The 23765-nt window shown below is 59.7% G+C and carries 14 protein-coding genes and 14 pseudogenes; 15 read left to right on the top strand and 13 right to left on the bottom strand.

Annotated elements, in window-relative coordinates; all coding sequences use genetic code 11:
• Positions 1-464: 464 nt before the first annotated feature.
• Positions 465-1601, bottom strand: a complete 1137-nt coding sequence (locus AU465_RS05040) for a D-alanine--D-alanine ligase family protein (RefSeq protein ID WP_192244570.1) — start codon at positions 1599-1601, stop codon at positions 465-467.
• A gap of 367 nt (positions 1602-1968) precedes the next feature.
• Positions 1969-2310: a hypothetical protein gene (locus AU465_RS05035; protein WP_192244568.1), complete on the bottom strand. Its 342-nt coding sequence runs from the start codon at positions 2308-2310 to the stop codon at positions 1969-1971.
• Between AU465_RS05035 and AU465_RS05030 the strand changes: the two genes are divergently transcribed.
• The 5 genes and pseudogenes from AU465_RS05030 to AU465_RS05010 all read left to right on the top strand — a co-directional run.
• Positions 2303-2743, top strand: a complete 441-nt coding sequence (locus AU465_RS05030) for a hypothetical protein (protein ID WP_192244566.1) — start codon at positions 2303-2305, stop codon at positions 2741-2743. The two genes, AU465_RS05035 and AU465_RS05030, sit on opposite strands and share 8 nt — an antisense overlap.
• A gap of 82 nt (positions 2744-2825) precedes the next feature.
• Entirely contained in the window at positions 2826-2978 is a 153-nt protein-coding gene (locus AU465_RS05025; RefSeq protein WP_192244564.1) for a hypothetical protein, read from the top strand.
• Positions 2979-4034: 1056 nt separating this feature from the next.
• A complete protein-coding gene (locus tag AU465_RS05020; protein ID WP_192244562.1) occupies positions 4035-5525 on the top strand; it encodes a M81 family metallopeptidase in 1491 nt (496 codons plus the stop codon).
• A 111-nt stretch (positions 5526-5636) separates the two neighbouring features.
• Entirely contained in the window at positions 5637-7139 is a 1503-nt protein-coding gene (locus AU465_RS05015) for a M81 family metallopeptidase (RefSeq protein ID WP_312891205.1), read from the top strand.
• A gap of 240 nt (positions 7140-7379) precedes the next feature.
• A pseudogene (locus tag AU465_RS05010) lies at positions 7380-7703 on the top strand (IS110 family transposase); the annotation flags it as partial.
• A gap of 279 nt (positions 7704-7982) precedes the next feature.
• Here the strand turns inward: AU465_RS05010 and AU465_RS05005 are convergent.
• The 3 genes and pseudogenes from AU465_RS05005 to AU465_RS37695 form a co-directional block, all read right to left on the bottom strand.
• A pseudogene (locus AU465_RS05005) lies at positions 7983-8390 on the bottom strand (transposase); the annotation flags it as partial.
• Positions 8391-8454: 64 nt separating this feature from the next.
• A pseudogene (locus AU465_RS37700) lies at positions 8455-8958 on the bottom strand (transposase); the annotation flags it as partial.
• A gap of 153 nt (positions 8959-9111) precedes the next feature.
• Positions 9112-9483 carry a hypothetical protein gene (locus AU465_RS37695; protein ID WP_376774818.1) on the bottom strand — a complete coding sequence of 124 codons (372 nt, stop codon included), beginning with the start codon at positions 9481-9483 and terminating at the stop codon, positions 9112-9114.
• 192 nt (positions 9484-9675) lie between these two features.
• Here AU465_RS37695 and AU465_RS04990 point away from each other — a divergent pair, with 192 nt between their 5' ends.
• Positions 9676-9966: a LexA family protein gene (locus AU465_RS04990; protein ID WP_192244558.1), complete on the top strand. Its 291-nt coding sequence runs from the start codon at positions 9676-9678 to the stop codon at positions 9964-9966.
• Between the two features lie 238 nt (positions 9967-10204).
• On the opposite strand, the gene AU465_RS04985 is transcribed toward AU465_RS04990, so the two are convergent.
• The 3 genes and pseudogenes from AU465_RS04985 to AU465_RS04975 all read right to left on the bottom strand — a co-directional run.
• On the bottom strand, positions 10205-10642 hold the full coding sequence (locus tag AU465_RS04985) for a GNAT family N-acetyltransferase (protein WP_192244574.1): 438 nt from the start codon (positions 10640-10642) through the stop codon (positions 10205-10207).
• Positions 10643-10935: 293 nt separating this feature from the next.
• A pseudogene (locus AU465_RS04980) lies at positions 10936-11796 on the bottom strand (IS91 family transposase); the annotation flags it as partial.
• A 118-nt stretch (positions 11797-11914) separates the two neighbouring features.
• A pseudogene (locus tag AU465_RS04975) lies at positions 11915-12166 on the bottom strand (ATP-binding protein); the annotation flags it as partial.
• Between the two features lie 8 nt (positions 12167-12174).
• Here AU465_RS04975 and AU465_RS36275 point away from each other — a divergent pair.
• Complete coding sequence (locus AU465_RS36275; protein ID WP_246505876.1) at positions 12175-12342, top strand: hypothetical protein; 168 nt, start codon at positions 12175-12177, stop codon at positions 12340-12342.
• 569 nt (positions 12343-12911) lie between these two features.
• Positions 12912-13060 (top strand): annotated as a pseudogene (locus AU465_RS36265) (IS110 family transposase); the annotation flags it as partial.
• Positions 13061-13188: 128 nt separating this feature from the next.
• On the opposite strand, the pseudogene istB reads toward AU465_RS36265, so the two are convergent.
• A pseudogene (gene istB / locus AU465_RS04965) lies at positions 13189-13966 on the bottom strand (IS21-like element helper ATPase IstB).
• Positions 13963-15478 (bottom strand): annotated as a pseudogene (istA, locus tag AU465_RS04960) (IS21 family transposase). Before istA ends, istB begins: the two co-directional pseudogenes overlap by 4 nt.
• A 134-nt stretch (positions 15479-15612) precedes the next feature.
• On the opposite strand from istA, the pseudogene AU465_RS04955 reads away from it, so the two are divergent.
• The 5 genes and pseudogenes from AU465_RS04955 to AU465_RS04935 form a co-directional block, all read left to right on the top strand.
• Positions 15613-16050: pseudogene (locus AU465_RS04955) on the top strand (IS110 family transposase); the annotation flags it as partial.
• Positions 16051-16266: 216 nt separating this feature from the next.
• Positions 16267-16587: pseudogene (locus AU465_RS04950) on the top strand (transposase); the annotation flags it as partial.
• 372 nt (positions 16588-16959) lie between these two features.
• The gene (locus AU465_RS04945) at positions 16960-18180 is read left to right on the top strand and encodes an ATP-grasp domain-containing protein (RefSeq protein ID WP_192244556.1); all 1221 of its coding nucleotides are present in this window, start codon (positions 16960-16962) and stop codon (positions 18178-18180) included.
• 148 nt (positions 18181-18328) lie between these two features.
• Positions 18329-18469 (top strand): annotated as a pseudogene (locus AU465_RS04940) (histidinol-phosphate transaminase); the annotation flags it as partial.
• A gap of 2 nt (positions 18470-18471) precedes the next feature.
• Positions 18472-19410, top strand: coding sequence for a prephenate/arogenate dehydrogenase family protein (locus tag AU465_RS04935; RefSeq protein WP_192244554.1), 939 nt, complete (start codon positions 18472-18474; stop codon positions 19408-19410).
• Positions 19411-19516: 106 nt separating this feature from the next.
• Here AU465_RS04935 and AU465_RS04930 read toward each other — a convergent pair.
• The 3 genes and pseudogenes from AU465_RS04930 to AU465_RS36260 form a co-directional block, all read right to left on the bottom strand.
• Positions 19517-20863, bottom strand: a pseudogene (locus tag AU465_RS04930) (IS5 family transposase).
• Positions 20864-21225: 362 nt separating this feature from the next.
• Positions 21226-21987, bottom strand: a complete 762-nt coding sequence (locus AU465_RS35910; protein ID WP_312891204.1) for an IS256 family transposase — start codon at positions 21985-21987, stop codon at positions 21226-21228.
• A gap of 3 nt (positions 21988-21990) precedes the next feature.
• Positions 21991-22444, bottom strand: a pseudogene (locus AU465_RS36260) (Mu transposase domain-containing protein); the annotation flags it as partial.
• On the opposite strand from AU465_RS36260, the pseudogene AU465_RS04915 reads away from it, so the two are divergent.
• Together AU465_RS04915 and AU465_RS04910 are read left to right on the top strand one after the other, a co-directional pair.
• A pseudogene (locus AU465_RS04915) lies at positions 22427-22783 on the top strand (hypothetical protein); the annotation flags it as partial. The pseudogenes AU465_RS36260 and AU465_RS04915 sit on opposite strands and share 18 nt — an antisense overlap.
• A gap of 61 nt (positions 22784-22844) precedes the next feature.
• Positions 22845-23765 (top strand): IS3 family transposase (locus tag AU465_RS04910; RefSeq protein WP_192244552.1); only part of this gene is annotated, 921 nt, incomplete at its 3' end.

The raw sequence follows: 23765 nt of genomic DNA, 5'->3' as shown, positions 1-23765 counted from the left end.
CCTATCAGAACAAGGCGCTCGTCTACGGTCTTCTGTTCCGAGCCACCGCCGTTACCATATCGCCAGAAACCCCAACCGACATGACAATGTCGAGCTTCTGTTCATCAACCCATCGACTCCGCCGTTCCTGCCCAAGAATTTCCACACGCATCGCAAACCTCGCCTAAGACACGTCGCAAACGACGTCGTTAAACACGTGTCTTAGGCCATCACGACGATAGCCGGCAGGCGGTGACAAGCGGGCGGTTACGACATAAATGCGCTTGACCAATGCGCTTGACCGCAAACGCCTCATTGGCGGTGGTGATGCCTGAGGCCGGCCAATATCGAATCCCGGCTACGCCTTACGAGGGCTGGCCGTCGCGCAGGGACGCCCGCGACCCGCGGCAGAAGCAAGCGGGTCCTTAGTGACCACGTCCCAACCCATCACCGGTCCTCACACTGCGAAGGCGAGGCCGCCAGTTCTACTGAATCATGTGAGGTTTTCTCACAAATGACTTTGATTTAGAGGATATGATTGAAATCAAGTCTAAAATACTCATATTGCTCTCTCGGAGCATCCTCGCATACAACCCATTTTCTCCTAGATATGGGATAGAATTGCATTCTAAAAACCAGACTTCTAAATTCGAATCCACACGGAAATCAAGTCTCGCCATATTAGATATGCCGACAGCGAAAACAATAGATCTGGTGATTTCTTTAATTCTTTTTGATATCGGATTATCGATATCTATAATGTTAATTTCTGACAAGTTATCGTCAGACTTTTCGTCGTAACCAAAGAAATTACCATTCGTATCAATCTTTGCCACGGGAAGAATCGATACACCACGCGAGGTTACTACGCACCCGCATGAATATTCATCTCCTGGAACGAACTGTTGCAACAGGGCAGTGCGGCACCCGCATGAATATTCATCTCCTGGAACGAACTGTTGCAACAGGGCAGTGCTATCATATTCCAATATGTTACCCACAGTGCGAAATATTTCTGCATATGCAGCGGAAGACTCGTGGACTAGCGTCGCAAACAATGACGAGCCGAGCGAATTTGGCTTGATCACAATTGGAAATCGGAGCGACCGAGAGATATCCCGTAAGCGCGAAAAATTTCTATAGTTCACTATCTCCGTATCAGGCACCCGAACCACTTCGTCGGTCAATATCGATGAAACGAATGACGACATCGCATACTTATTCATCGTTAAAGAAGCAGTCTGTGGGTCGCCGAACGTTCCCTCTATACCTGAGAGATAGGCAATCGTCTGGACGCCTCCATCTTCTCCAAACTGTCCCGTTAGCAAGTTCACTATATATTCATTGTACGACTCATCAAAGAAAGAGAGTAGAGCGCGTCCAGGAATTTTGCTTGGACCTGAAATATATGTCTGCAACTCCGCAATTGTGAAAGCACTGTGGAAGGGAATTGTTCGAACAAGACCATCATCCCTGCTAATATGATACATATTCTTCACCGAGAACGGCCGTTGTTCGTGAGGAACAACTAGGAACGATGAAATGATGTGCGTCAACGATGAGATGGACGCGTCATACTCGCTCGAGATACCGCCGAATAGGAATGAAATTTCGAGAGGCATTTTCGTCTCCGTTGCGCTTTATGATCCGCACCCAATACGAGTTTTCTTCTCGCCGTGCTGTCGGCCCTGACTCCCGCGCCCGTGCAGCGGCGGTCGAGCGGAAGTTGACGGCAGCTTTCTTTGGTATAAGACACCAACTTCCGGAAGATACCATTAGCGGCGATTTGCGGTGTAAAGCTTCTGTAAATTGAGTTGAAGAATCTATGTAGCGTTTCGGCCACGGGCAATGCGGCACGGAGCGTTTTGGCGATTTAATGTTTGGTCCCAGGCTCACATGTGCCGCCGATGCAGCGGCAATTATGCGGAACATATCCATGATGTGCGCCTGATGCCCCAGCCTTCGTGAAGGTCGCAAACCGTTGAGAACTTACGTGCGCGCATGGAGGGCCGCGCGACGAAGCCACCTCGAGATCGGGATCATTGCCGCAAGGAGCGCACGATCAGAACGCAACCGCGTGTTTGGCGAAAATGCCCAGGGGTCGTGGACGTAGTGGACGAAGATGTTGGCGAGGAGCGGGCTGATTACTCCCTGATCGCAATAGGTAACTTCGGTCGGGCATCGTCGCTTTGCCGTTGCAGGGTAGCGCATCGCTGCCGGTCGAAGCGTGGTCGATTGCACGGGGATCGAGCGGCGGATTGTGATGGTGTCGTCGTCGACCAAGACGTCCTTGACGAGCAGGCGGACCCGCTGGCGGTCGCTGATGTCCAAAGTTTCCGCTGATTCGCGCAGGCGCTCCAGAAAAGCGGTCGATGTTCGGTCAAACGCAGGACCGCCATGGTTCGGCGGCGTGATCGAGGCTCGCCTGCAGCTCGACCCTCAGCCCCTGTCGCGGGCCCGCGGTTCGGGCGTTCGGGCATCGGAGTTCATCCAGCGACAGGAGGTCTTCCTGGTAGGCAGTCACCAGGCGTTCCATGCTCTTGCTGATGCGTGCGAGGTCGCGGTCGAGGGGTTCCGCCGCTTCTTCGTGGGCTCAGCCGCGCGGACTGCATGCCATTTCCGGCAACAGCCGGGCGATGGCGCCGATGCTGCGATCCCCGACCGTGTATTTGTCGAATACAAGCCGCTCCGCTGCCGCCTCGGCGGCCCGCGCCGGCGTCTCGGGCGTCTTGCGGATGCAGCGATAGTGAGTGCGCTACGCTAACTATTCGCTCAGACCAAAGCTGGCCAGCCGCGTCCTGAGGGCCAGCAGCATCTCCTCTGCATCTGCCTTCTTCTCAAAGCCCATGACGCGCTATAACGGCAAGACACGGCGGATCAAGTTTGGCCGGTTCGCGGCCCTCCCCCTGCAGCGGATCGGCGAGCAGCGACCCGAGACCTTCGCCTTTCTGGGCTTCATCCACTTTCTTGGGCGGACCCGGGACGGCCGATTCCTCTGACGCCCAAGCTGACGGGTTGCAAAAGGATGCTTGTCTTGGCGGTTCATGCACGCGCCACGCAGCACGAGTTTTTGCTCGCTGCCGTTCTGCGTCGACATTACGGCTAATACGGCAGACCGCACAACTACCGCGCGCTGAACGGGTTCGACCGGGAAGTGCGTCGGACATGGCTGCGCTGTCTGAGAGGCCTAGCCAGAAGAGTCGGTCGCATGGACTGGTCGGAGTTCGAGACGAAAGCCGAATGGCTGAGCTACTCGACCACCATCTCTCTCTAACGCAGGCTCCTAGACCGGTGCGCAGCACCGGCCCTCCCGGTAAAGCGCCCTCACAGATTCAGGCGGGCGGATTTCCCGCCCCCGGCTCTTCCCGAGAGAGTAACCCGCGCCATACCCTTGCCTGCGCCCAAGTGCGAGTGATGCGTGGGCTGGGCAGGGGGAAGCGTGCCGATGCCGCGCGTGTCCCGAAATTCGGGGCGCCGGGTTAAAGCCAGCTCAGGCTGGCGCAGGTCGAGTCGCGACGGCCGTCCTGTGTCGCAGTAGGCACTCCCTGCCAAACGCCTCTTTCCACTTCGCTTGCGACACGAACTGCCGCCTCTGGTTGCCCGGTGCGAACGGCCGCGTCTTCCGTTGTGCAAGCGGTGACTTCTAGCGAGCCAGTTTAGCCTACCGATACGCGACTTCGGATTCAGTTGCAACATCGGACGTTGGCTGGGAAATGATCAATGCCAGAGCCGTTCCAGAGCGCGAAGAAAAAGGTTTCCAAAAAGGAACTGAGTTTAAGAAAACGGAATGCTACATGGCGGCTCAGGCTCCACAGTTGTGAACGCAGCCGGTTGGCCAGTTTCGGACTGCAATACCGCGGACATTTCCTTTTCACCCACATTGTGGCGCTTGCATTTCAGTTTTCGGCTCATTTTGACGCAAGCCTGCCCCGCAAAGCGCTATCGTTTTCGCACTGTCGCGTTGGAAGGGCGTCTGGGATTGGGGGCTGTCCTTCAACGGTGCATGAAAATCAACAGCCGCGCAGCACGTGCCGTTCGGACTGGAAACCGTGGTTATGACCTACCGCATTCTCACCGGCCACATAAGCCAAGAAACAAACAGCTTCAATAGAATACCGACTACGCTCAAACATTTCCGAGCGTTGGGATTGCTGCTGGGCGACGAGATTCCGCCGGCGCTGTGCGGCACGCGCACCACACTGGGCGCGATGTTTGAGGCAGCGGAAAAATTCGGCTGGATGTTGTCTCATCCGCTTGTCGCTAAGGCCACCCCTGGAGGCGCGGTGACGAAGGAAGCGTTTGCGCAGCTCTGCGCCTGGTTCCTTGCAGGTGCCGCAGGCTGTGATGGCGCACTCTTCGAACTGCACGGTGCGATGGTTGCTGAGGGCTATGAGGATGCTGAGGGCGAAATCCTCGCTCGGTTGCGTACCCTGCTCGGCCCCGACGCTCCGATTGTTGTCACGCTTGATCTGCACGCCAACGTTACGGAGAAGATGGCGGCCAACGCTTCAGCACTGATTGCTGTCCGCACGTATCCGCATATCGACTACTATGAACGTGCCTGGCAAGGCGCCGAGCTACTTGACCGAGCTCTTCGTCGCGAGATCCATCCCAAAACCGTAATCGCCAAACGGCCGATGCTGGGCGGCCTCGATGGGGGGCGGACGCAGGTTGGCCCAATGCGAGAGCTTATCGACCGCGGCGAGGCGCTTGAAGCATTTGGCAAGGCGCTTGTGGTAAGCGTCTGCGCTGGGTTTTCATTGAGTGACGTTCATGACGCCGGGCCCAGCGTCACGGTCACGGTGGATGGCGATACCGCCGAGGCGCGCCGTATTGCTGAACAATTCATGGACTACGCGTGGGAAACGCGTGAGTTTGTCTCTTCTCCGTGGATGGGCGCCAGCATCGCTGAGGCGGTAGAACGCGCCAAATCCGGCGAAAGTAGCGCTGATAAGCCTCTGGTGATCGCAGACAACAGCGACAACCCCGGTGGCGGCGCTTACGGCGACGCCACGAATTTTCTGCGCGCTATGATCGCAGCCGATCTCCAAAACGCCGCTTTCCATGCAATCTTCGACCCCGCGGCGGTTCAGGCAGGCATTGCCATCGGTGTGGGAAATAAAGGGCGCATCCTGCTAGGCGGCAAATACGCCCCAGAAATGGGTGGAGGTCCGCTTGAGGTGCAGGGGCAGATCGTGTCTATAACTGACGGCCACTTCCGCTGCTTCGGGCCTTCATTCCTTGGCGGGGGCGCCTGGAACACCTTTGGGCTAAGTATGCTGGTGCGCATAGGAGGGATCGACGTCGTGGTAACTTCGAACAATGGTCAAGCAGTAGACCTTGCGCAACTTACCTCGCTCGGCGTAGATCCGTTTCACTGCACAACTATTGCGCTGAAGTCGTCTCATCATTTCAGGGCGGCTTTCGAGCCAATCGCGCGCGAAGTTATCATGGTGGACGGAGGTGCAATGTTAAGTGCTTCGATGCGGCCAGCATACCACCATGTGCGTCGTCCAATTTGGCCGCTCGATGAAGTTATCCCCTAGATCTGAATGAACTGAGGAAATGCTGTCGGCAGCGTCGATTTCCGCCACGAGCACACTTGCTGGATCGAGTTATAGACTCATCAGCTGATGCCACAAACTACCACGGGAAACATCATGCGTATATTGGTAGCAGGCTTCCAGCACGAAACTAACACCTTTGCACCCTCAAAAGCGACTTATGACAATTTCCTTCGCGGGGAGGGATTCCCCTCCCTGAAGCGTGGCGACGACGTTCTTTCTCTGAGGGACATAAATATCCCGGCAGGCGGATTTATCAATGAAATACAGGCAAGCGGCCACGAACTCATTCCGGTTCTGTGGGCCGCCGCGTGCCCATCTGCCCACGTCACACGCGATACCTATGAATCTATTGCTTCCGAGATTACCAATGCTGCCTTGCGGTTGACGCCTGATGCAATCTATTTGGATCTGCACGGCGCAATGGTGGCCGAGCATCTCGACGACGGAGAGGGGGAATTGATCGAGCGTCTGAGAAGCATAGTAGGAAGCGACACGCCAATAGTTGGATCCGTTGACTTCCATGCAAACGTCACCGAAAGGATGTTGTCCTTATCAGATGGGCTCGTCGGATATCGCACGTATCCACACATCGATATGGCAGAAACTGGACGAGCAACAGCTCGGCTATTGACAAGGCTGACAAACGAACCGAATAGCATGCACAGAGCCTTTCGCAGAATACCATTCCTAATTCCACTCAATGGGATGTGTACACTTTTGGAGCCCGCCAAAGCTGTTTTTCAAGACCTTCGTCGAATAGGAAACGAAGTGAAGATTTTCTCCTGCTCATTCACTCCTGGGTTTCCTGCTGCGGATTTTGACGAATGCGGTCCAGTGGTATGGGCTTATGCTACAGATCAGCTTACTGCTGAGGGTGTGGTAGATCAACTCTATCTGACTATTGTCGCGCAGGAGCGAAATTGGGCCGTCCAACTTCTTTCTCCTGACGATGCAGTCAAACAAGCGATCGAAGTTGCCGCATCCAGCGAGAAACCGGTTCTGATCGCTGACACCCAAGACAACCCTCATGGTGGTGGAGATTCAAACACAACAGGAATGCTGCGCGCGCTTGTTCGAAACGGGGCGATCAATGCTGCGCTGGGCCTTATCTGCGATCCATCAGCGGCTATCCGAAGCGCTAAAGCAGGTGTTGGTAACGTCGTGAGATTGTCCTTGGGCGGCACATCAGGCGTTCAAGGAGATTCACCGTTCGAAGGAGACTTTGTCGTTGAAGCCATATGCGACGGTAGATGCGTCCTTGGGGGGCCAATGATGCGAGGTACAGAAATAAACGTGGGGTTAACAGTGTGTCTTCGAATCGGAGGGGTTAGGACTATTGTCAGCAGTGAAAAGGCGCCCATGAACGACCGAAACCTCTATCGCATGGCCGGTATAGAGCCCGAGAGTATGAGCATTCTCGTCAACAAGAGTTCCGTCCATTTTCGTGCTGATTTCGGTCCCATTACAGAGACAGTACTCATCGCAAAGGCACCAGGTCCGGTGGCCGCTGACCCGTCGGAACTCCCATGGAAGCGACTGCGGCCAGGGATGCGCCTTAAGCCGGGAGGGCCTCCGTTCGTACGGCCCAATTGATGGTGCAGCGGCAATGACGGCGTGGTTGATGAGAAACTCGCCGGCGTTTATGTTGGCGGACCGACGCCCTGACTGCGCTTGCGGAAGTTGGTTGAGTCGGTGGCTCCTAGACGTTATGACCGTGGTGTGATTGGCGGCCCGCCCATAGTCTTTGCGGCTGAATAGCAAACGGGGGTTGCTCGGAAGTGCCGAGCCGAGCCCCAAGCAAAGGAAGGACGGGCCATGAATGAAGATAACGTTCTTTTGCCGTCTGAGCGGTCGACCGGCGATACGGTCAAGCGCGGCGGCTTGACGCTGGCCGGTAACCGCGCGCTCCGCGTGCTAGTAGAGATGCCTGGGGCTACCGCCATCCAGCCAAGGGTGACGGAGACCATTCGCATCCGCCTCGAGGGCCTGCCGAAAGTTGTGCGCGAGATAGCCTGGAAGGCGGAGACGCGGCTTTGTGCCCGCTACCGCCGCATGACAGCGGCCGGCAAGAAGGCGGCCATCGTGGTTGCGGCGATCGCGCGTGAGATGGCTGCCTTTCTATGGGCTATCGGCCACCGGGTCGAACCGGTGCGCTGACGATGTCCTGCACTTCTGCCTCGAAACTCGAGCTACTCCCAAACACGTCGCTCGCACGGCCGCCGCCGGATCGAAGCAAATGAGGAGCTTCAATCCGGCGCAAACATCGGGCAGCACAGAGACGGGATGTGGTCACGGTGGGATTCCCGTCCTCACCATGTGGCTGGGCATCCGCACCCACGCCCGAACTGAACCTAGACAGGGAAAGCCAAGAGGAACGGAAGTGCGGTAACCAACCCGCGGATAAGAGCTGGATCAACCATCTGCATATCACTCTTGGCGATCGAGCCAGGCACGCACTTTGGGATGCTTGTGAGCGGCGTAGTTGTCGAGGAGACGTGGACGCCTTGCCTGCCGGTGTTCGGCGTCTACAGCGTTGAGGAAGCGGAAGAACTCCTGATGCCTGTGACGTTGCATGTTGCGGCCAATGACAGTGCCGTCGAGCACGTTGAGGGCAGCAAACAGGGTGGTCGTACCATTGCGCTTGTAATCGTGGGTCATGGTGCCGAGCCTTCCCTTCTTCATGGGCAGGCCGGGCTGGGTGCGGTCTAGCGCCTGGATCTGGGTCTTCTCGTCGACAGAGAGCACGATAGCGTGGGCCGGCGGATCGACATAGAGCCCGACGACGTCGCGCAGCTTGTTGACGAAACAGCGGACGTTGGACAGCTTGAACTGCCGCCAGCGGTGGCGACGGCCGTGCGCCTATCAGATACGGCGCAGAGCTATGCTGGAACTTGAGTGACGAGCCTGATCAAGCGGCGCTCTGCGGCTTCAGTTCGATGATCTCGATTCCATCCTTGGAATCTGGCACCCTGCGATGAGTTTCGGCAACTGATTTTGTCCCTGCAATCGTCGCCAGGTCCTGGCGGCGGCCTTTACCAGTTTGAAGACCATCAGCCTGGCGGTCTTCGATGATGGGGAGCCTTTAGTGCGCACCGTGCGATCGCGAACGGTGGCAAAGATGCTCTCGATCGGGATTCGACGTCCGCTGATGATCCCAATGCTCGGGGGAAATCGTAGAACGCCAACAAGGCATTCTGATCTTTGGTCAGGCAGTTGACGGCCTTGCCGTATTTCGCATCATATTTTTCGACAAAGACGGTGATCGCCGTCTCGTCTGAGGCTCGGTGACTCGGTTCGCGGCGGAAAAGATTTCGCGCAAGTCCGTCTTCATGGCGGCCTGCACCGATTTCGGCACCTTGTTGAGCACGTTGGCTGTCTTGTGCACCCCGCATCGCTGGTGCTTGGTGCCTGGAGGCCTTGGCTTGCATCTCGATCGCCTGCGCAAGTAATTTGCGCGCGCCGCTGCGAAGCACTTCTGTCAGGGGGATCATCGATTTCGTCGGGCTGACGAAGGCGCACAATGTTGATAGTCTCGTTCATGGCGTATCGCTCTCCTTGGGAGGCTTCAATCACCCGCCTCGATACGCAGCCCTTTCAAACTCTCATCACCCATTTTCCGCCATAGCTCGCGGCGCACCGCGCTGGCACTGATACCGGCGGCTTGCGCCATCATATCGGCGGCCCAGTACGTGGTCTCGCCCGGCGGGTCCTGCACCGTCAGCGCCACCATGCGCTCGGCCACTTCGGGTTCAAGCGACGGAATACGCGAGGGCCGCGTCTTATCGTGCAACAGCCCGTCGAAGCCTTCCGAGGCGAAGCGCTCCTTGCCGGTCTGCGGCATGACGTCGACGGTGTCGACGCCATCGTCGCTCAACAGAATGATCTTGGCGCGCCAGACATGCTTCTGCGGCGCATTGCAGTCTTTGACGAGCGCCATCAGGCGCTGGCGATCTCTGGCCCGTGTCGGCGGCGAGCAGGATCTGGGTCCGCTTGGGCTTGCGCGCCGGATGCTTGCCGCTGCGCAGCATGCTCACGAGTTCGTCGCGTTCGGGTTGGTCGAGATCGACGCGATAGCGTACATTCATCCGGATGGCCTCCTTCGCTTGCGGAGGTTCCGCAAGAATCAGAAATGAATCAATTACTTGACGCAAAGCTGCCAGATCGACCCCGCTTCACCGAAAAGAGGGCCAGCATCTCGCCCGGCCTCCTCAACGGTCGCTCGCCGGACGAACGCGACATGCAGCGCTTCTTCGGCGTCACCGCGCCTTCCGTCCATCAGATGGTGCTCACCCTCGAGCGTGCCGGATTGATCCGCAGGCAACCGGGCTTCGCGCGCAGCATCGAACTGCTCGTCGAACCCGAAAGCCTACCCAGGCTACAACCCAGCGAACCCATCAAATTCTCTGTGCAGAGGTACTAGTTCGTGCGACTGATGTTGACGACCCGGCCTGCGACGTTCGAGCTTCACCAACCGAGACGCTTTTCTGGAAGAGGAGATGGCGGTGAAGTTTCTGCGTGCGGCGCCGGCGCAACATCGGGTAAAGCTGCTGCTCTCGTCTGTGCATTTCTCCATGGACGGATGCTGATCGAAGCTTGGGCCCTGCGATGAAGAATTTCCGGCACAAGGATGGCGGCGACAATTGAACCGAGAGGAAGCTTCACCGGCTATATTGGATAAACCCGGACCGCTTGCCAATTCGATCATACAGGCGACGGGCGGTAGTGTTGGTCTCATGCGTGTACCAGTATACGCTGTCAGCCCCAATCTCGTCGGCATATCGGTACACCTGCTCGATCAGCGCCCGGCCGACGCCCTGTCCACGCAGCTCTGGGTCGACGTAGAGGTCCTGCAGATAGCAACTGTTCTTTTCCGCCCAACAGGTTCGGTGTAGGACCGCGTGAACCAGCCCAACCGGCTTGCCGTCGAGAACCGCAAGCCAACCGCTCGGCTCGAACTCGCCCGGTTTTGACAGGCGTTTCCATGTGAGCTGACAGACCTCCTCCGGCAGCTTCGTTTGGTCGAGATAGGCGTTCCAAAGCCGGCGCCATTCGGCCTGGTCGAACTGTTCGAGCGGCAGGACAGTGGTTTCAGACATGATCGATCCTTCATTGTAGTCGGGCAGGTTGCAGCTGCCACGCTTCTTTTCTGTCATAGTTAACCGCGATTTTGCGTTGCCTGGGTCGCGCGCCTCAATCGTTTTGGCTGGAAGATAGATAGTGGGTGTCTCCTTTCCCGTCGCCTTCCGGGTCTGGTGCAAGTAGCGTTCCGGATTATGCAGAGCGTTTTTAGCTTGGCGTCGCGCAGGAAGGCAGTGGCGAGAGCGCGCTGCGGTGGATTGCGACGGTTAGCTAAAAACGAGTTGGACTAAGCCGCCGGCACGGGTGGCCGCTATGGGCTCAATTGAGGCCGCACCCGGGAACAGGCATCGCGTGGGCGCAGGATGCGGTCGGACGCGGCGAATGCAGGGGTCGCATGCGCCGAAGCGACACGGATATCGATTCCGGCAAAGTGAGGACCGGCGCCGCCCCCTGCCGGAGAGGCGGCCAGGAGGTGAAGGCGCGCACCTTCGCGGGAGCGGTCCGGTTCTCCAGCCGAACGGCCCGTGCGATAGGGTGATGATGAAAGCTGAGCGCTGCTTTCATGATGTATCACAGTATGGCGGGGGTCCGGTGGCACCATCGAGTGGCCGATAAGGTCCTTGTAGCGGTCGCGATAATCCTTGTCGATCGGCTCGACGATGGCTCGGGAGCCGGCATGCCGACCAGGCAGCGGGCGAGCTTTTGCGCGCGACGGCGATTGCCGAGAAAACCCGGCCTTTCGAAGGGCGCCAGACAGCGCCGGAAGGCGTTACGCTCGCTCAGGGCCTGCAAGTCAGAGAAGAACTGCAGTTCGCCGGTCGCGAAGGCTTTTTCCAGGTGTTCCAGAAACAGCCGCCGGAATAGGCGTGAGAGCGCGCGGACGGGCATGACGAAGCCGGGCTTGCAAGGCAATCCATCGCGTGCCGTCGGGCGAGAATCCCCGGACGACGCAATGCGGGTGGGGGTGGTGCAGCAGGTTTTGGCCCCAGCTGTGCAGCACCGCGAAGAAGCCGATCTCTGTGACCAGGTGCTTGGGATCGGCGGCGATGGTGCGCAGCGTCTCGGCGGTGGCTCGGAACAGAAGACCGTAGACGAGCGCCTTGTTCTGATAGGCGATGGCTGCAATGGGTTCCGGCAGCGTGAAGACGACGTGAAAATACTGCGTGTCGAGCGGTGTCAATGGGCACCGAAGTCCCGCGAATGTGGGCGCCAATTTTCCCAACTGGCGGGCGAAGGGGCTCGGTGATCGGCCGGCATCTTGATCGTCGGATCTCACTTCTGGCGGCCGGCCGCTCTTTTTTCGGCGGCGGAGGCGGGTTGATGTATGCTTTTGACCGAACGTGCTCGGGGACGAGATCGGCGTGCTGTCTAAGATGGTAGCTTGATCCCTCGATCTGGATGACGACGGCGTGGTGAAGCAGGCGATCAAGAAGTGCGGTTGCAACGACAGGATCGCCGAACACCTCGCCCCATTCGGCAAATCCGCGGTTTGAGGTGAGGATCATGGCGCCCTTCTCATAGCGGGCGTTGACGAGCTGGAAGGGATCGTATGGCTGGTCGCTGTGCGTTTCTGCCGGTGCGCTACGCCGATGACTTCGTGGTGCTGGTGTCTGGCACACGGGAGGATGCCATCGCGGAGAAGGCCGCGCTGGCGGACTACCTGCAGCAGACCATGGGCCGTGAGTTGTCGCCGGAAAGACGAAGGTCACCGCCATGACGGAGGGGTTCGAATTCCTCGGATTCCGCTTCATCATGCATTGGGATAAGCGCTACGGCTATGGCCCGCGCATTGAGATTCCCAAAGCAAAAGCTGCCAACCTGCGTCGAAAGGTCAAGGCACGTACGGGAACGAGTTCCACCCCGTGCAGTCTGGCCTCCAAGCTTCAGGAGCTCAATCCCATCCTGCGTGGGGGCGAACTACTACCGCCACTGCAGCTTATGCCGGTCGGATGTTCACCAGTCTCGACTGGTACATCGGCATGAGGATAGCGCGATGGCTGCGGAAGAAACGCCCCAAAGCGCGGTCGCGTGACATCTGGGCCTCATGCCAGCCCAGTGGTCGACTGCCAACGAGACGGCTTTGGCGCGAGGGAATGGTCGAGCAGCATATGCTCGCCTGGGCCCCTCGTTTGCCGCTTCCGTCTCGCATGGATGGATACGCCTGACTTTGCCATGTCTTCTGGAGAGCTGGGTGCGTAACGAAAGGCGCATGCCCGGTTCGGGGAGAGGCGGTGAGAAACCGGCCGCTGAAAGGCGGCGCGGCGCTTACCGCCTACTCTACTGTCGATGAAAGAGACTGTGGTTTCCATTCGACATCAGGCAAGCGCATCTGGCGCGGGAAGTGCGCTTCCGATCCAAAGATGATTGCCGAGCTTGTCCGCAAGCGTGCACCGTCCGCCAAGCGCGTCGTGTTCGAAACCGGCCCTCTATCCGTATTGTAGCGCGACGATCTGGGAGAGAAGCGCGCGACAATCATGATGAGAATCTTGTGTCGCGGCGGTGGTGATGATCGCGGCATTGATTGTCGCGCGCAAGGGTTTGTCGGTTTCATTGTCGCGGCGCATCAATCAGGAGCGACGTTTGCTGGCGTTGCGTATGACGCGGGGCGACCGGGCCCCCTCTTTCGGTCGAGCGCCTCGCGGCGCCTATAGCTCTCGACGTTTAGCTCGAAGATGGTGGCGTGGTGGACGAGGCGGTCGACCGCGGCGAGCGTCATGGCGGGATCGGGGAAGATCTTGCCCCATTCGCCGAACAGCTGGTTGGCGGTGATGAGCATGGAACGCCGCTCGTAGCGGGCGCTGATGAGTTCGAAGAGCACGCTGGTCTCGGCCTGGTCCTTGGTGACGTAGGCGAGGTCGTCGAGGATAGGCAGGTGGAAGCGATCGAGCCGGCTTCGAGGCCGAGTTCGCGGCGCGCGACCTGCAGCTTCTGCACGAGATCGGTGGTGCGGGTGAACATGACCCGCCATCCGTTCTCAATTAGGGCAAGGCCGATGGCCGAGGGCCGAACAGGAGCAGGTTGGCGCCCTTCTCGAGCCAGCTGTCGCCGGCGGTGATCGCCATCACCTGCGCCTTGGAGATCATCGGCACTGCATCGAACTCGAAGGTGTCGAGGGTCTTGCCGGGCAACAGGCGGGCTTCGACGAGATGGCGCTCGATGCGGCGCCGATCGCGTTCGGCCAGTTCGTGTTCGGTGATCGCGGCGAGGAAGCGGGCGGCGGGCCAACCTTCCTTGTCGGCCTGTTCGGCGAACTGCGGCCACATCACCTTGATGGCCGGCAGACGCAGTTCGTTGAGGAGGAGGCTGAGCCTTGCGGCATCGACGGTGCTGTTCGTTTTCATGCCGCGTCTCCCGTCATAGTGAGTTCGTGGCTGGTGCCGATCAGGCCTTCATAGGCGTCGAGCGTGGCCAGATGCACGACGACGTTCGGCAGCCGGGAAGGATCCGGGGCGAACCGATCGCGCAACGCAGCCATGTCGGGCAATTGCCGCGTCGTGACCGCGACATTCAACTGATCGGCCAGTTCGCTCTCGCAGCCGCGTTCGTGTGCCATGGCGAGGAGCTCGACCATCGTGCGGCAGGCCTGCCGCTCCGGCAGACGATCCACGAGCATGTCGAAGGTTCGCCGATACGCCTCGCGGGGAAAGAGCTGGTCGCGATAGACGAGGTTCAGCAGCGCCATCGGCTTGCGGCGCAGCGAATGGATGACATGGCGATAGTTGACGACCTGGTCAGGAGAGGCCCGCCCGCGCGGCAGCGTCATGAACTGGGTTCCGCCGATGAAGATATCCAGCCGATCGTCGAAGAGCCTTACCCTGAGGCGGTGGCCGATCAGCCGCGAGGGCACGGTGTAGAAGACCTTGCGCAGGGTGAAGCCGCCGGATGACGTGACCCGCACGGAGCCTTCCTCGTAATCGGAGGTGCGCCGCACAGGCAGATCCTGGAGTTCTGCGCGCTCGACGTCGATGCGCTTGGAATTGCGGGCATTACAGCGACCGACGATCTCGTCGACGAAGCGACGATAGGCGGCCAGATCGTCGAAGTCGCGCGACCCTCTCATCAGGAGGGCGTCATGGATCGCGCGCTTGAGGTGGCCGTGAGAACCTTCGATGGAGCCGTTCTCGTGCGCGATGCCGGCATTGTTACGGGTTGCCGTCATGCCGTAGTGGGCGACGAGGTCCTCGTATCGACGCGTCAGGTCTGCGCGGGCATCCCTGTCCAGGTTGCGGAACGCTGCGGACAGGCTGTCCGAGCGGTGCTCTCGCGGCACTCCGCCGAGCGACCAGAGCGCGTTCTGCAGGCCCTCGGCCAGCGCCACGAAGCTCTCGCCGCCGAGCACGACATGGGCATGTTCGAAGCCGGAATAGGCGAGCCGGAAGCGATAGAGGCGGTGATCGAGCGCTGCCCCCCGCGATGGTGACGCCGGCGCCGCTCATGTCGGTGAAGTCCGACAGGCCGACGCGGCCGGGTTCGTGCACCTGCCGGAAGATGATCTCCTGTTCCTCGCCATGAACCGCGCGCCAGGATCGAACGCGACGCTCGATGGTGCGGCGAATGCCGTTGCCCAAGCCGGGATGGCGCCGCAGCATCTCCTCGAAGATGGCGACCGGCCGGATGCCGGGCGCCGCCTTGAGCAGCGGCACGATCTCGGCTTCAAAAATGGCGGCGAGCGGATCAGGTCGGCGGCGATCCCGCGGCGCCTTCCTCTGCGAAGGCAGCATCGCCTCCTTCTCCATGCGATACGCCGTGGCCGTGCTGATGGACGTCTTGGCCGCCGCGACGGCCGTCGTGTGGGTCTGCCGGAACTTCATGAAAAGCCTCATCTGGTGATCGGTTACGTCGCGGCCGGGCACAAAGTGATTCCTCCAAATCGGAAAAACCACCGGCATACCCGGTCGACCGCGATCACAAAACGATGCCCCGAAGGGATCGCCGCCGGCGGCTTTCTCATCCTGATTGACGCTGCGCTCTCACCTTGATCGCCGCGCCGCAATCCGTATGGCTGCGTGAAGAAGAGGGTTTGCCGGCAATCTGCATCGATGCTCGTCATGCCAAAGCAGCGCTCGACATGGCCGCGAACGATGCCGACGGTTTGGCGCATCTTGCAGAAGTGGGGTTCTTTCGTGAGGTGCGCGTGAAGGGGTTCGACAGCATGCTGACGCGCACGCTCGTGGCGGCACACACCAGACTGGTCAGGATTACCACCGAACTCTCAAATCAGATCCGCGGCATCATGAAGACGTTCGGATTGCTGGTTCCCGCGGGCAAGGGAAACACGTTCGAGAAGAATGTCCGCAGTCTCCTCGTCGATCGGGACGGGCTCGCTCCTATCGTGTTGCCGATGCTGGAAGCCTGGGAGCGCGACAACAGGCCGGACATATGCACGCAAGCGATACGATCAAATCACCGCTCGACATCTTGCAAGGAGGGAGCCGTCCACATCTGTCGGGACGTGGGCAGAGCCATTCTGCTTGATGGATGCACCGCTGGTTCAGCAGAGTGCGTCGTCCACATTTGAAGGCTTCTCCCGCGAAGCTCCATCATGCGGCGACCCACGTCGACCGCGAAGACGACCCTGCAGCCGGCAGATGTATCTCAGAAGCCGCGAAAGGACTTGACGCAGTCATCGCGATTAGACGACCTCATCATGGACAACTCCGCCACCCACAAGGCACCGGCGATCAAGGCCTGGCTCGCCAAGGCGGCCGCGCTATCACATTCATTTTACGCCGACCTACGCTTCCTGGCTCAACCAGGTCGAGCGGGTCGCCCTTTTGACCGAGCGTCAGATCAGGCGCGGGGTTCATCGCAGCGTCCAGGAACTGGAGAACGCGATCACCGCGTTCATCGCTACCACAATGCGGCGCCGAGACCGTTTCGCTGGACCAAATCCGCCGATGACATTCTCCAGTCGATTGCCCGGTTCCGCCAAAAGACCCTCGCCATGCATGCCACTTCTTAAACGAGCCTCTGGTTCACCACACTAGGTCTCGTCCATATGCCATCTGCCGCCGATCGGTCCTGAGCACGAGCGCTCCTTTACGCCTCGGCTTATGACGCTTTCGGATGACGATTAGATTGAGCTTAAGCTTTTACAGGTCGAACTAGCGTCCCATGAACATCGCACCCACCTAATTCGTTGAGACGCTCCGGGTCACGCCGCCGGCAACCAAAACGTCGCAACAGATCCTTCAACTAAATTTACAGGATCTTTGCGACCGCAGATCGGTGACGATGGTATGTTCACCGCGAGTCTGGGGTCCGGCACGGCAAGAGCTGATGCAGATTTTAAGCCTCGGACCGCCGCACAGCACGCAACGGAGGATCAAAGCCAATGGCAAGAAGAGCGCTCATCCTGGTTGAGGGCCATACGCGTATCGGTCTGCTATTCGTCGAAGCAGCCCGGCGTCTTGGTCTTCATCCAATTACCCTGGCGGCTGATCCGGCTCAGTACGAATATCTTGCGGCGGAAAGCCTTGAGGCTATTCGTGTTGATACAGGCAATCTCGATGCGCTGATCCGCGAATGTTCCCGGCTGCGTGCGACCTATGCCATTGCTGGTATTACCAGCGCCGAAGAGACGGCCTACGCGACAGTTGGCAAGCTCTGCCGGCATTTCGAGCTACCGGGACCGAACCCTGCATCCATCGAACGGTGCTGCGATAAATTCACTCAACGTCAGCTCCTCGCGGAGGCTGGCGTTCCAGTACCTGCTTTTCGCGTGGCAGCGAATGCGACGGAGATAGAACGCGCTGCCGCGGAGATCGGCCTGCCGGTGGTTGTTAAGCCAGCTGTAGGCCGCGGCAGCATCGGTGTCCGATTGTGCCGCAATGTCGACGAGTTGGCCGAATATACGACCTATCTGTTGGGCGGGAAGCACATATGGCAGTCCTCGCCGAGGGTACTGGTCGAAGAATTCGCACAAGGCCCCCAGTATTGCGTTGGAATAATGGGAAATGAGGTCATTGGTATTGGTGCCGCTGACTTCGGCCCCCCACCGCATTTCGTCTATCGTGGGGGGACTTTTCCCGCCCCGCTGACCGATGACGAGCATGAGCGTATCGCCGATGTTTCGCTGAGCTGTTTGCAAGCTCTCGGCCTTGGCTGGGGGCCAACGAACATTGAGCTCCGGTGGACGAAGCGTGGCCCAGTCGTCATTGAGGTCAATCCGCGTCTTGGTGGGGGGCCTTATACCGTCCAGGCGGCTTACGGGATCGATGTCATCACCGAGCACATCAAGCTCGTGATCGGCGACGAATGGGATTTGCACAAAAGGCGTTCGCATGTTGCGACCGCGCGGCTTCTGATTCCCGATAGCGACGGCATCCTCGATTGGATCGATGGCGACAGTCGGGCGGCTGCTATACCAGGTGTCGCCGAGGTCAAATTCTATGTCAAACCCAACACGCCGATCGTCAGGAAAGGCGATTACCGAGACTGCATCGGACATGTCATCGCCGCTTCACCCAGCCATGATCGGACAAAGGCAATACTTCAGCGTGCCGTTGACTCAATCGATTGGTCGATAACACCATTTCCGATCGAACAGGAATAATCAGCGGCCTCTCACGTCTCCGCACCTGCGCAGGTGCCCTCAGGTGAAGGGTAATCGTCGCCGAGCATTGGTGCAATTGAGAACGTGAGAGGCGGTTTTTTGAGATCGTCAGCCAGGACAAAATCAAGCCGCATGTCCGCAAGCGGTCGACGATTATCTCATGGCGCGCGGCTATATTCTGCGGCGCGTTGCAAGCTACCGTTTTCCCAATGCGCTGCGGATGACAGTCGGAACCGAGGAAGCCAATCGCGGCGTAGTCGCCGCACTCACCGAATTCCTGAGAAGCTAGTCATGTCGAAACGCCTGTTTGAAAAGATTGCCTTGGTCGGCGTCGGCCTGATCGGCTCTTCGCTGGCGCGCGTCATCTGCCGCGAGAAGCTGGCCGGCCATATCGCCATTGCAACTCGTAGCGCCGAGACCCTGAAGCGCGCAGAGGAGCTGAAGCTCGGCGACGGTTACTCGACTGACGCGAAGGAGGCGGTGCGGGGGGCCGACCTCATCATCGTCTCAGTGCCCGTCGGTACCTCCGGCGCCGTGGCTGAGGAAATCGCACCGGCGCTTAAGAAGGGGGCGATCCTCACCGATGTCGGCTCCACCAAGGCCTCCGTGATCGCCCAGATGCAGTCCTTCGTGCCGGAGGGCGTACACTTCATCCCCGGCCACCCGCTGGCCGGCACGGAGAAGTCAGGCCCTGATGCGGGTTTTGCCGAACTGTTCGAGAACCGCTGGTGCATCTTCACGCCGCTGGAGGGCACCGACTCCGCCGCGCTAGAGAAGCTCTCCGAATTCTGGCGCCGCTGCGGCTCCGACATCGACACGATGGACCCGCAGCACCACGACATGACGCTGGCGATCGTCTCGCACCTGCCGCACATCATCGCCTACAACATCGTCGGCACAGCGGACGACATGGAGACGGTCACAAAAAGCAAGGTTATCAAATATTCGGCCTCCGGCTTCCGCGATTTCACTCGCCTCGCCGCGTCCGACCCCACAATGTGGCGCGACGTGTGCCTGCACAACCGCGACGCGATACTCGAAATGCTGGCGCGCTTTTCAGAGGATCTAGCCTCCCTGCAGCGAGCGATCCGTTGGGGCGAAGGCGACAAGCTGTTCGATCTCTTCACCCGCACGCGCGCCATTCGCCGCTCGATCGTTGAAGCGGGGCAGGATATCGACGCGCCCGATTTTGGCCGCCACGCAGTTGGGCATCCGCAGGTTGTGCAATAGCAGTACAAGGCCATATGCGTCAGCCTTGCGGTCCCCAGCCCCGCAGTGGCGGAGATATGTGCAGAATGGGATGTGTCGATCCGTCGACCGTGAACAATCTTGACCGCTAAGCGGCAAGCTGTTTCGGCCGGTTCAGGAACGCGGCGATCAAGAGCCACAAAAATTGCTTCAGCCACCTGAGCAGGAGGGAGAAGTTATAGCCGGCGGCGGCCAGGATGGCGTTGACGGCGTCGCCCTGCTTGCCGGCGAGATAGTTGCGGCCCATCCGGTGCTCAGCCTTGATGTGGCCGATCACGGGCTCGACGGCCGATCGCCGCCGCATCTGGCGCTTGATGGCCGGTGTCACGCGGCGCTTCTGACCAGCGGTGAAGACCCTGAACTTGTGGCTCTCCGGTGCGTTGTGGCCGCGATAGCCGGCGTCGGCGAGAACGCGGCTGATCTCGTTGCCGATGGTCTTTTCCATGTCAGGGATGATCGCTGCGAGCGTGTGGCCGTCTTAGGGATTGCCGGGCAGCGCTTTTGCATGCACGGCAAACTGGCCACCCTTTGAGCGCTTCAGCGTGGTGGCCACCGACACCTTCACCCCGAACTCGTAGGGCGCATGCGCCTTGCCCTTACCGATGCATTCCACCTCGTGCGCATGCAGGCTGTAGATTTTGCGGCCGCGCTGGCGCTGCCGCTGCTCGAGAACGGTGGAGGCCTGGTAGAGCGACCATTTGAAGAGCGCGTCCGGTTCCGCATCGCCGGCGATCTGGCGGGAGATGTCGCGAATGGTCCGGCCGAGATAGGTCTTGAGCCTGCGAAGCGCCTCGTTGGCCCGCTTGAACTGCTTGGCGTGCGCATAGCGCTGGTGCTTGATCAGCGCCAGCTTGCCGACCCGCACATAGGTCTGGCGCAAATCCAGCACCGCCCGTTTGGCCAGCCGCACCAGCCGTTCGCAGGCCCGGTGGATGAGCTTGGCGTCGGTCGGGAACATCACGTTCTTCGGCTGCACGGTCGTGTCCACGATCACTTGGCGCGTGTCGGTCGGCTTCATCGCCCCGGTCTTGACCGCAATACTAAGGCTTTCCTGCAAAAGCGCGACGATGCGCTCCTCGCCCATGCGGCTGCGCCAGCGCGTCATCGACGAGCGGTCGAAGGGCAGTGCGTGGCGGAAGAACTCCTCGCCGCACAGATACTGGAAGTAGGGGTTTTCCACCCAGCGCTCGCACAGCACCTCGTCCGACAGGTTGAAGGTGTGCTTGAGGATCGCCAGCCCCGCCATCAGCCGGGTCGGCAGCGGCGGCATGCCGGGACCGTCCGAATAGACCGCACCGAAACGCTCCTCCAGCACCGGCCAGTCGAGCGCCTGCGCCAGGCGCACCAGCTCGTGCTTCATGTGGAGGATCTGATCGAGCCTGGAGCGGAAAAGATCCTGCTCTCCCGTCTCGCGCTTCTCGCGTGGTCTGCCCATCACCTGGCTCCCGATTCACTGCGATGAAAGCAGTGAATCACGCTTCGCCAGGCGGCGAAATCGCAAACTGGAATTGCAAGAAAACTATCCACAAACTGGCCGTTACCTGCAATTCGGAAGCCTGAAAAGAAGACTATTCCTATGCGATATCAGCGGCTTCCGTATTCTTCACGGCCGACTCGATCCGGCGGGCCCGTGGGCTTATGGAGTTCGACACCTCGACCTACCATTACAAGTTGTGTGCGTCAAGTTCAGCAAAATGGCTTGGCAGTGACGTTGCGCGTCCGCCGCCCAGCCCCCGTGTTTGGCGGAGCGGCGGAGGTGGCGCCCGCTTAGGCGGCCAGCGCCTCAGGTTCTCCTTCTTATGCTCGCACAGATGATCCATGTTGAGGTAGGGGTCGCCTCGAGCCAGTTCTCGTGGATCTCCACGGCCAGCGCCCGAACCAGCCGCAGACAGCTCTGCGGGTGGGGGAAGATGCGACCACCAGGGTGCACCGCTTGATCTCCTGATTCAGCCGCTCCAGCAATGTTAGACGACTTATGTGCTTGTGATGGGGTAGAGGCAGCCGATAGAAGCTCAGCGTCTCCTCGATGTTGTTTCCACCCAATCCACCAGTTTCGGTATTTGGCCTGCCACTTGCCGATCCATGCGCCAGATCGCGCTCGACCTCGGCAAGGTCGCACCGGTCGTAGAACCATCTGAGCTCCATCAGGCAGTCGTCGTCGACCTTGCGCGGCACATAGTCGAGCGCATTTCTCAGGAAGTGCATATAGCAGCGCTGCCAGACCGCCTCGGGCAGCATTTCGCGGATTGCCGCCCTGAGCCCTGGGTGGTCGTCGGAGACGACAAACTCCACGCCGGCAAGCCCGCGACGCTTGAGCCTTGTCACGAACTCGCGCCAGCTCGAGCGGCTCTCTCGGTTGGCCAGCTCGACCCCGAGCACCTGACGCCGGCCCTCCCAATCCACGCCGATCGCCACCACCACCGCCTGGCCGGCAATCACGCCGGCCTCGCGGATCCGCTCGTAGCGCGCATCCAGAATGAGGTAGGGGTAGGGTTCGGCAAGCCGCCGCGTGAAGAACGCCTGCAGCGCCTCATCGAGCCGCGCCGTCGCCTCGCTCACCGGCGCCGATCGTACCGGCCCAGCAGCACCGACCACGCCGGCAAGATGCGCGCGCTCGACAATGCGTTGTCGACGCCCCCGGCACAAGGCATGATCCGCCACCACCTCGCCCGCATGACGCACGATAACGCGGCCGCCCAGCAACACGACCTGGACGCTCTCCCCGATCAGCCGCCAGGCAACCGAGTAACTGTTCGCGTCCAGGTCGATTGCGCAGTCCGCTTGGACCTTCCGCACGAGGTCCCGCAGCTGCCCGAACGGCGCCCGTCCGCCGAGAGGGCGAAGTGCCACGGCCTCTTCGGCAAAGCGCTCCGCAGGAGCCACGCCGGTCGTGCCATTGCACACGCTGATCGGCAATCTCGCGCGTCCACCGGTCCAGATGCGCCTCGAACGCCGCCCAGTTCTCGAACCGGCGGCCGGCAATTGCATTGCGCTTGACGTAGCCGACCCCGCGCTCGATCGGTTCCTCTCAGGATTGCGAACTGCGTGGAAGGAGGGCGAAATCCGCCCCACCGCGATGCTGAAACCAAAGCAAAAGCGAGAACGGCGGCGACCCGATCCTCTTGCAGGAGTGACCGACGAATTGCGGGCTTGGTTTGACGAAGAACCGTGGCGGACGAGCCGGGAACTGCTCGAGCGTCTGCAGGCGGAGTACCCAGAGAAGTACCCCGATCTCCTTTTGCGCACGATGCAACGCCGGGTGAAGATATGGCGCAAGGAAAAGGGCTCACACGATTGCGTGTTTCAGTACGTCCCGGACACCGGTTTCAGTAAGTCGCGGACAGCAATGGAGTGAACCCCCAGACTGAGACAAGGAAAATCACGGACAGTTTCCCTGCACGGAGAGGAAACTGGGCATGGCCGGACGGCAAAGAGTTATTGATGAGGACCAAAAACTGGAGCTTCTCCAGCGCATGAAGGCAGGCGAAACCGTCAGCAAGTTGGCAGATGAGGTTGGCATCAGTCGCCAACGTCTTTACGAGTGGCGCGATCAGCTCAGGCTTCGTGGAAACCTGAAGTCACGTCGGCGTGGCCGGCCGGCGAGAGTGGCGGGAGGAGTTGACGGGGACTTACAATTGCAGAGCGCAGTCGATCCACCAACGCCTCAGGAAAAGGCTCTGACTAAGGCCAGGCGCCGGATCAGGGATTTGGAGCAGAAAGTCGGGCAACAGCAGCTCGATCTCGATTTTTTTCGCGAAGCCTTGCGGCACTTCGAGGAAGATCAGCGTCGGAGCAGCGCTCCTGATTCGGCCCCTCGTCGGGCCGAAACAGGTTTGCGAGACCTCATTCAAAAGATGGCTCTCGGCAACGCGCACTACGGTTACCGCCGGATCGGAGCCCTGTTGCGTCGGGAGGGGTGGCAAGTCAACCACAAGTGCATTCTACGCATCATGCGTGAAGACAATCTGTTGTGCCTGCGCGCGCGACCCTTTGTTCCTGCAACGACGAACTCGAGGCATGGTTGGCAAGTCGTGCCGAACCTCGCCAGGGGCATGATCCTCAGTGGGGTCAACCAGCTATGGGTTGCCGATATCACGTTCCTGCATCTCGCTGAGGAGTTTGCTTTCCTTGCCGTTGTGCTTGACGCGTTTAGCCGCCGGGTGGTCGGATGGGCGTTGGATACGCATCTCAGAGCAAGCCTTGCCATCGAGGCTCTCGAGATGGCCATCACCGATCGCCAGCCCACTCCCGGCAGCCTCGTGCATCATTCCGATCGCGGCGTTCAAGGCGGATTCAAGCGGTCGTCGCAACACCAATTGTGTTCACTCACGACAGCA

This window comes from Mesorhizobium silamurunense, from assembly GCF_014843905.1.
In the GTDB taxonomy this organism is placed as follows: domain Bacteria; phylum Pseudomonadota; class Alphaproteobacteria; order Rhizobiales; family Rhizobiaceae; genus Mesorhizobium; species Mesorhizobium silamurunense.
This window is presented reverse-complemented; position numbering and strand designations above follow the sequence as displayed.

What these genes read in the sequence shown, in the direction of transcription:
- AU465_RS37695 (WP_376774818.1), bottom strand. Translation starts at nt 9,483, where the DNA reads ATGGCGCTCGTCAAAGACTGCAATGCGCCGCAGAAGCATGTCTGGCGC.
- AU465_RS05030 (WP_192244566.1), top strand. Translation starts at nt 2,303, where the DNA reads ATGTCCAAAGTTTCCGCTGATTCGCGCAGGCGCTCCAGAAAAGCGGTC.
- AU465_RS04935 (WP_192244554.1), top strand. Translation starts at nt 18,472, where the DNA reads ATGTCGAAACGCCTGTTTGAAAAGATTGCCTTGGTCGGCGTCGGCCTG.
- AU465_RS36275 (WP_246505876.1), top strand. Translation starts at nt 12,175, where the DNA reads ATGGCTGGTCGCTGTGCGTTTCTGCCGGTGCGCTACGCCGATGACTTC.
- AU465_RS05025 (WP_192244564.1), top strand. Translation starts at nt 2,826, where the DNA reads ATGACGCGCTATAACGGCAAGACACGGCGGATCAAGTTTGGCCGGTTC.
- AU465_RS04990 (WP_192244558.1), top strand. Translation starts at nt 9,676, where the DNA reads ATGAATCAATTACTTGACGCAAAGCTGCCAGATCGACCCCGCTTCACC.
- AU465_RS05020 (WP_192244562.1), top strand. Translation starts at nt 4,035, where the DNA reads ATGACCTACCGCATTCTCACCGGCCACATAAGCCAAGAAACAAACAGC.
- AU465_RS04985 (WP_192244574.1), bottom strand. Translation starts at nt 10,642, where the DNA reads ATGTCTGAAACCACTGTCCTGCCGCTCGAACAGTTCGACCAGGCCGAA.
- AU465_RS05040 (WP_192244570.1), bottom strand. Translation starts at nt 1,601, where the DNA reads ATGCCTCTCGAAATTTCATTCCTATTCGGCGGTATCTCGAGCGAGTAT.
- AU465_RS04945 (WP_192244556.1), top strand. Translation starts at nt 16,960, where the DNA reads ATGGCAAGAAGAGCGCTCATCCTGGTTGAGGGCCATACGCGTATCGGT.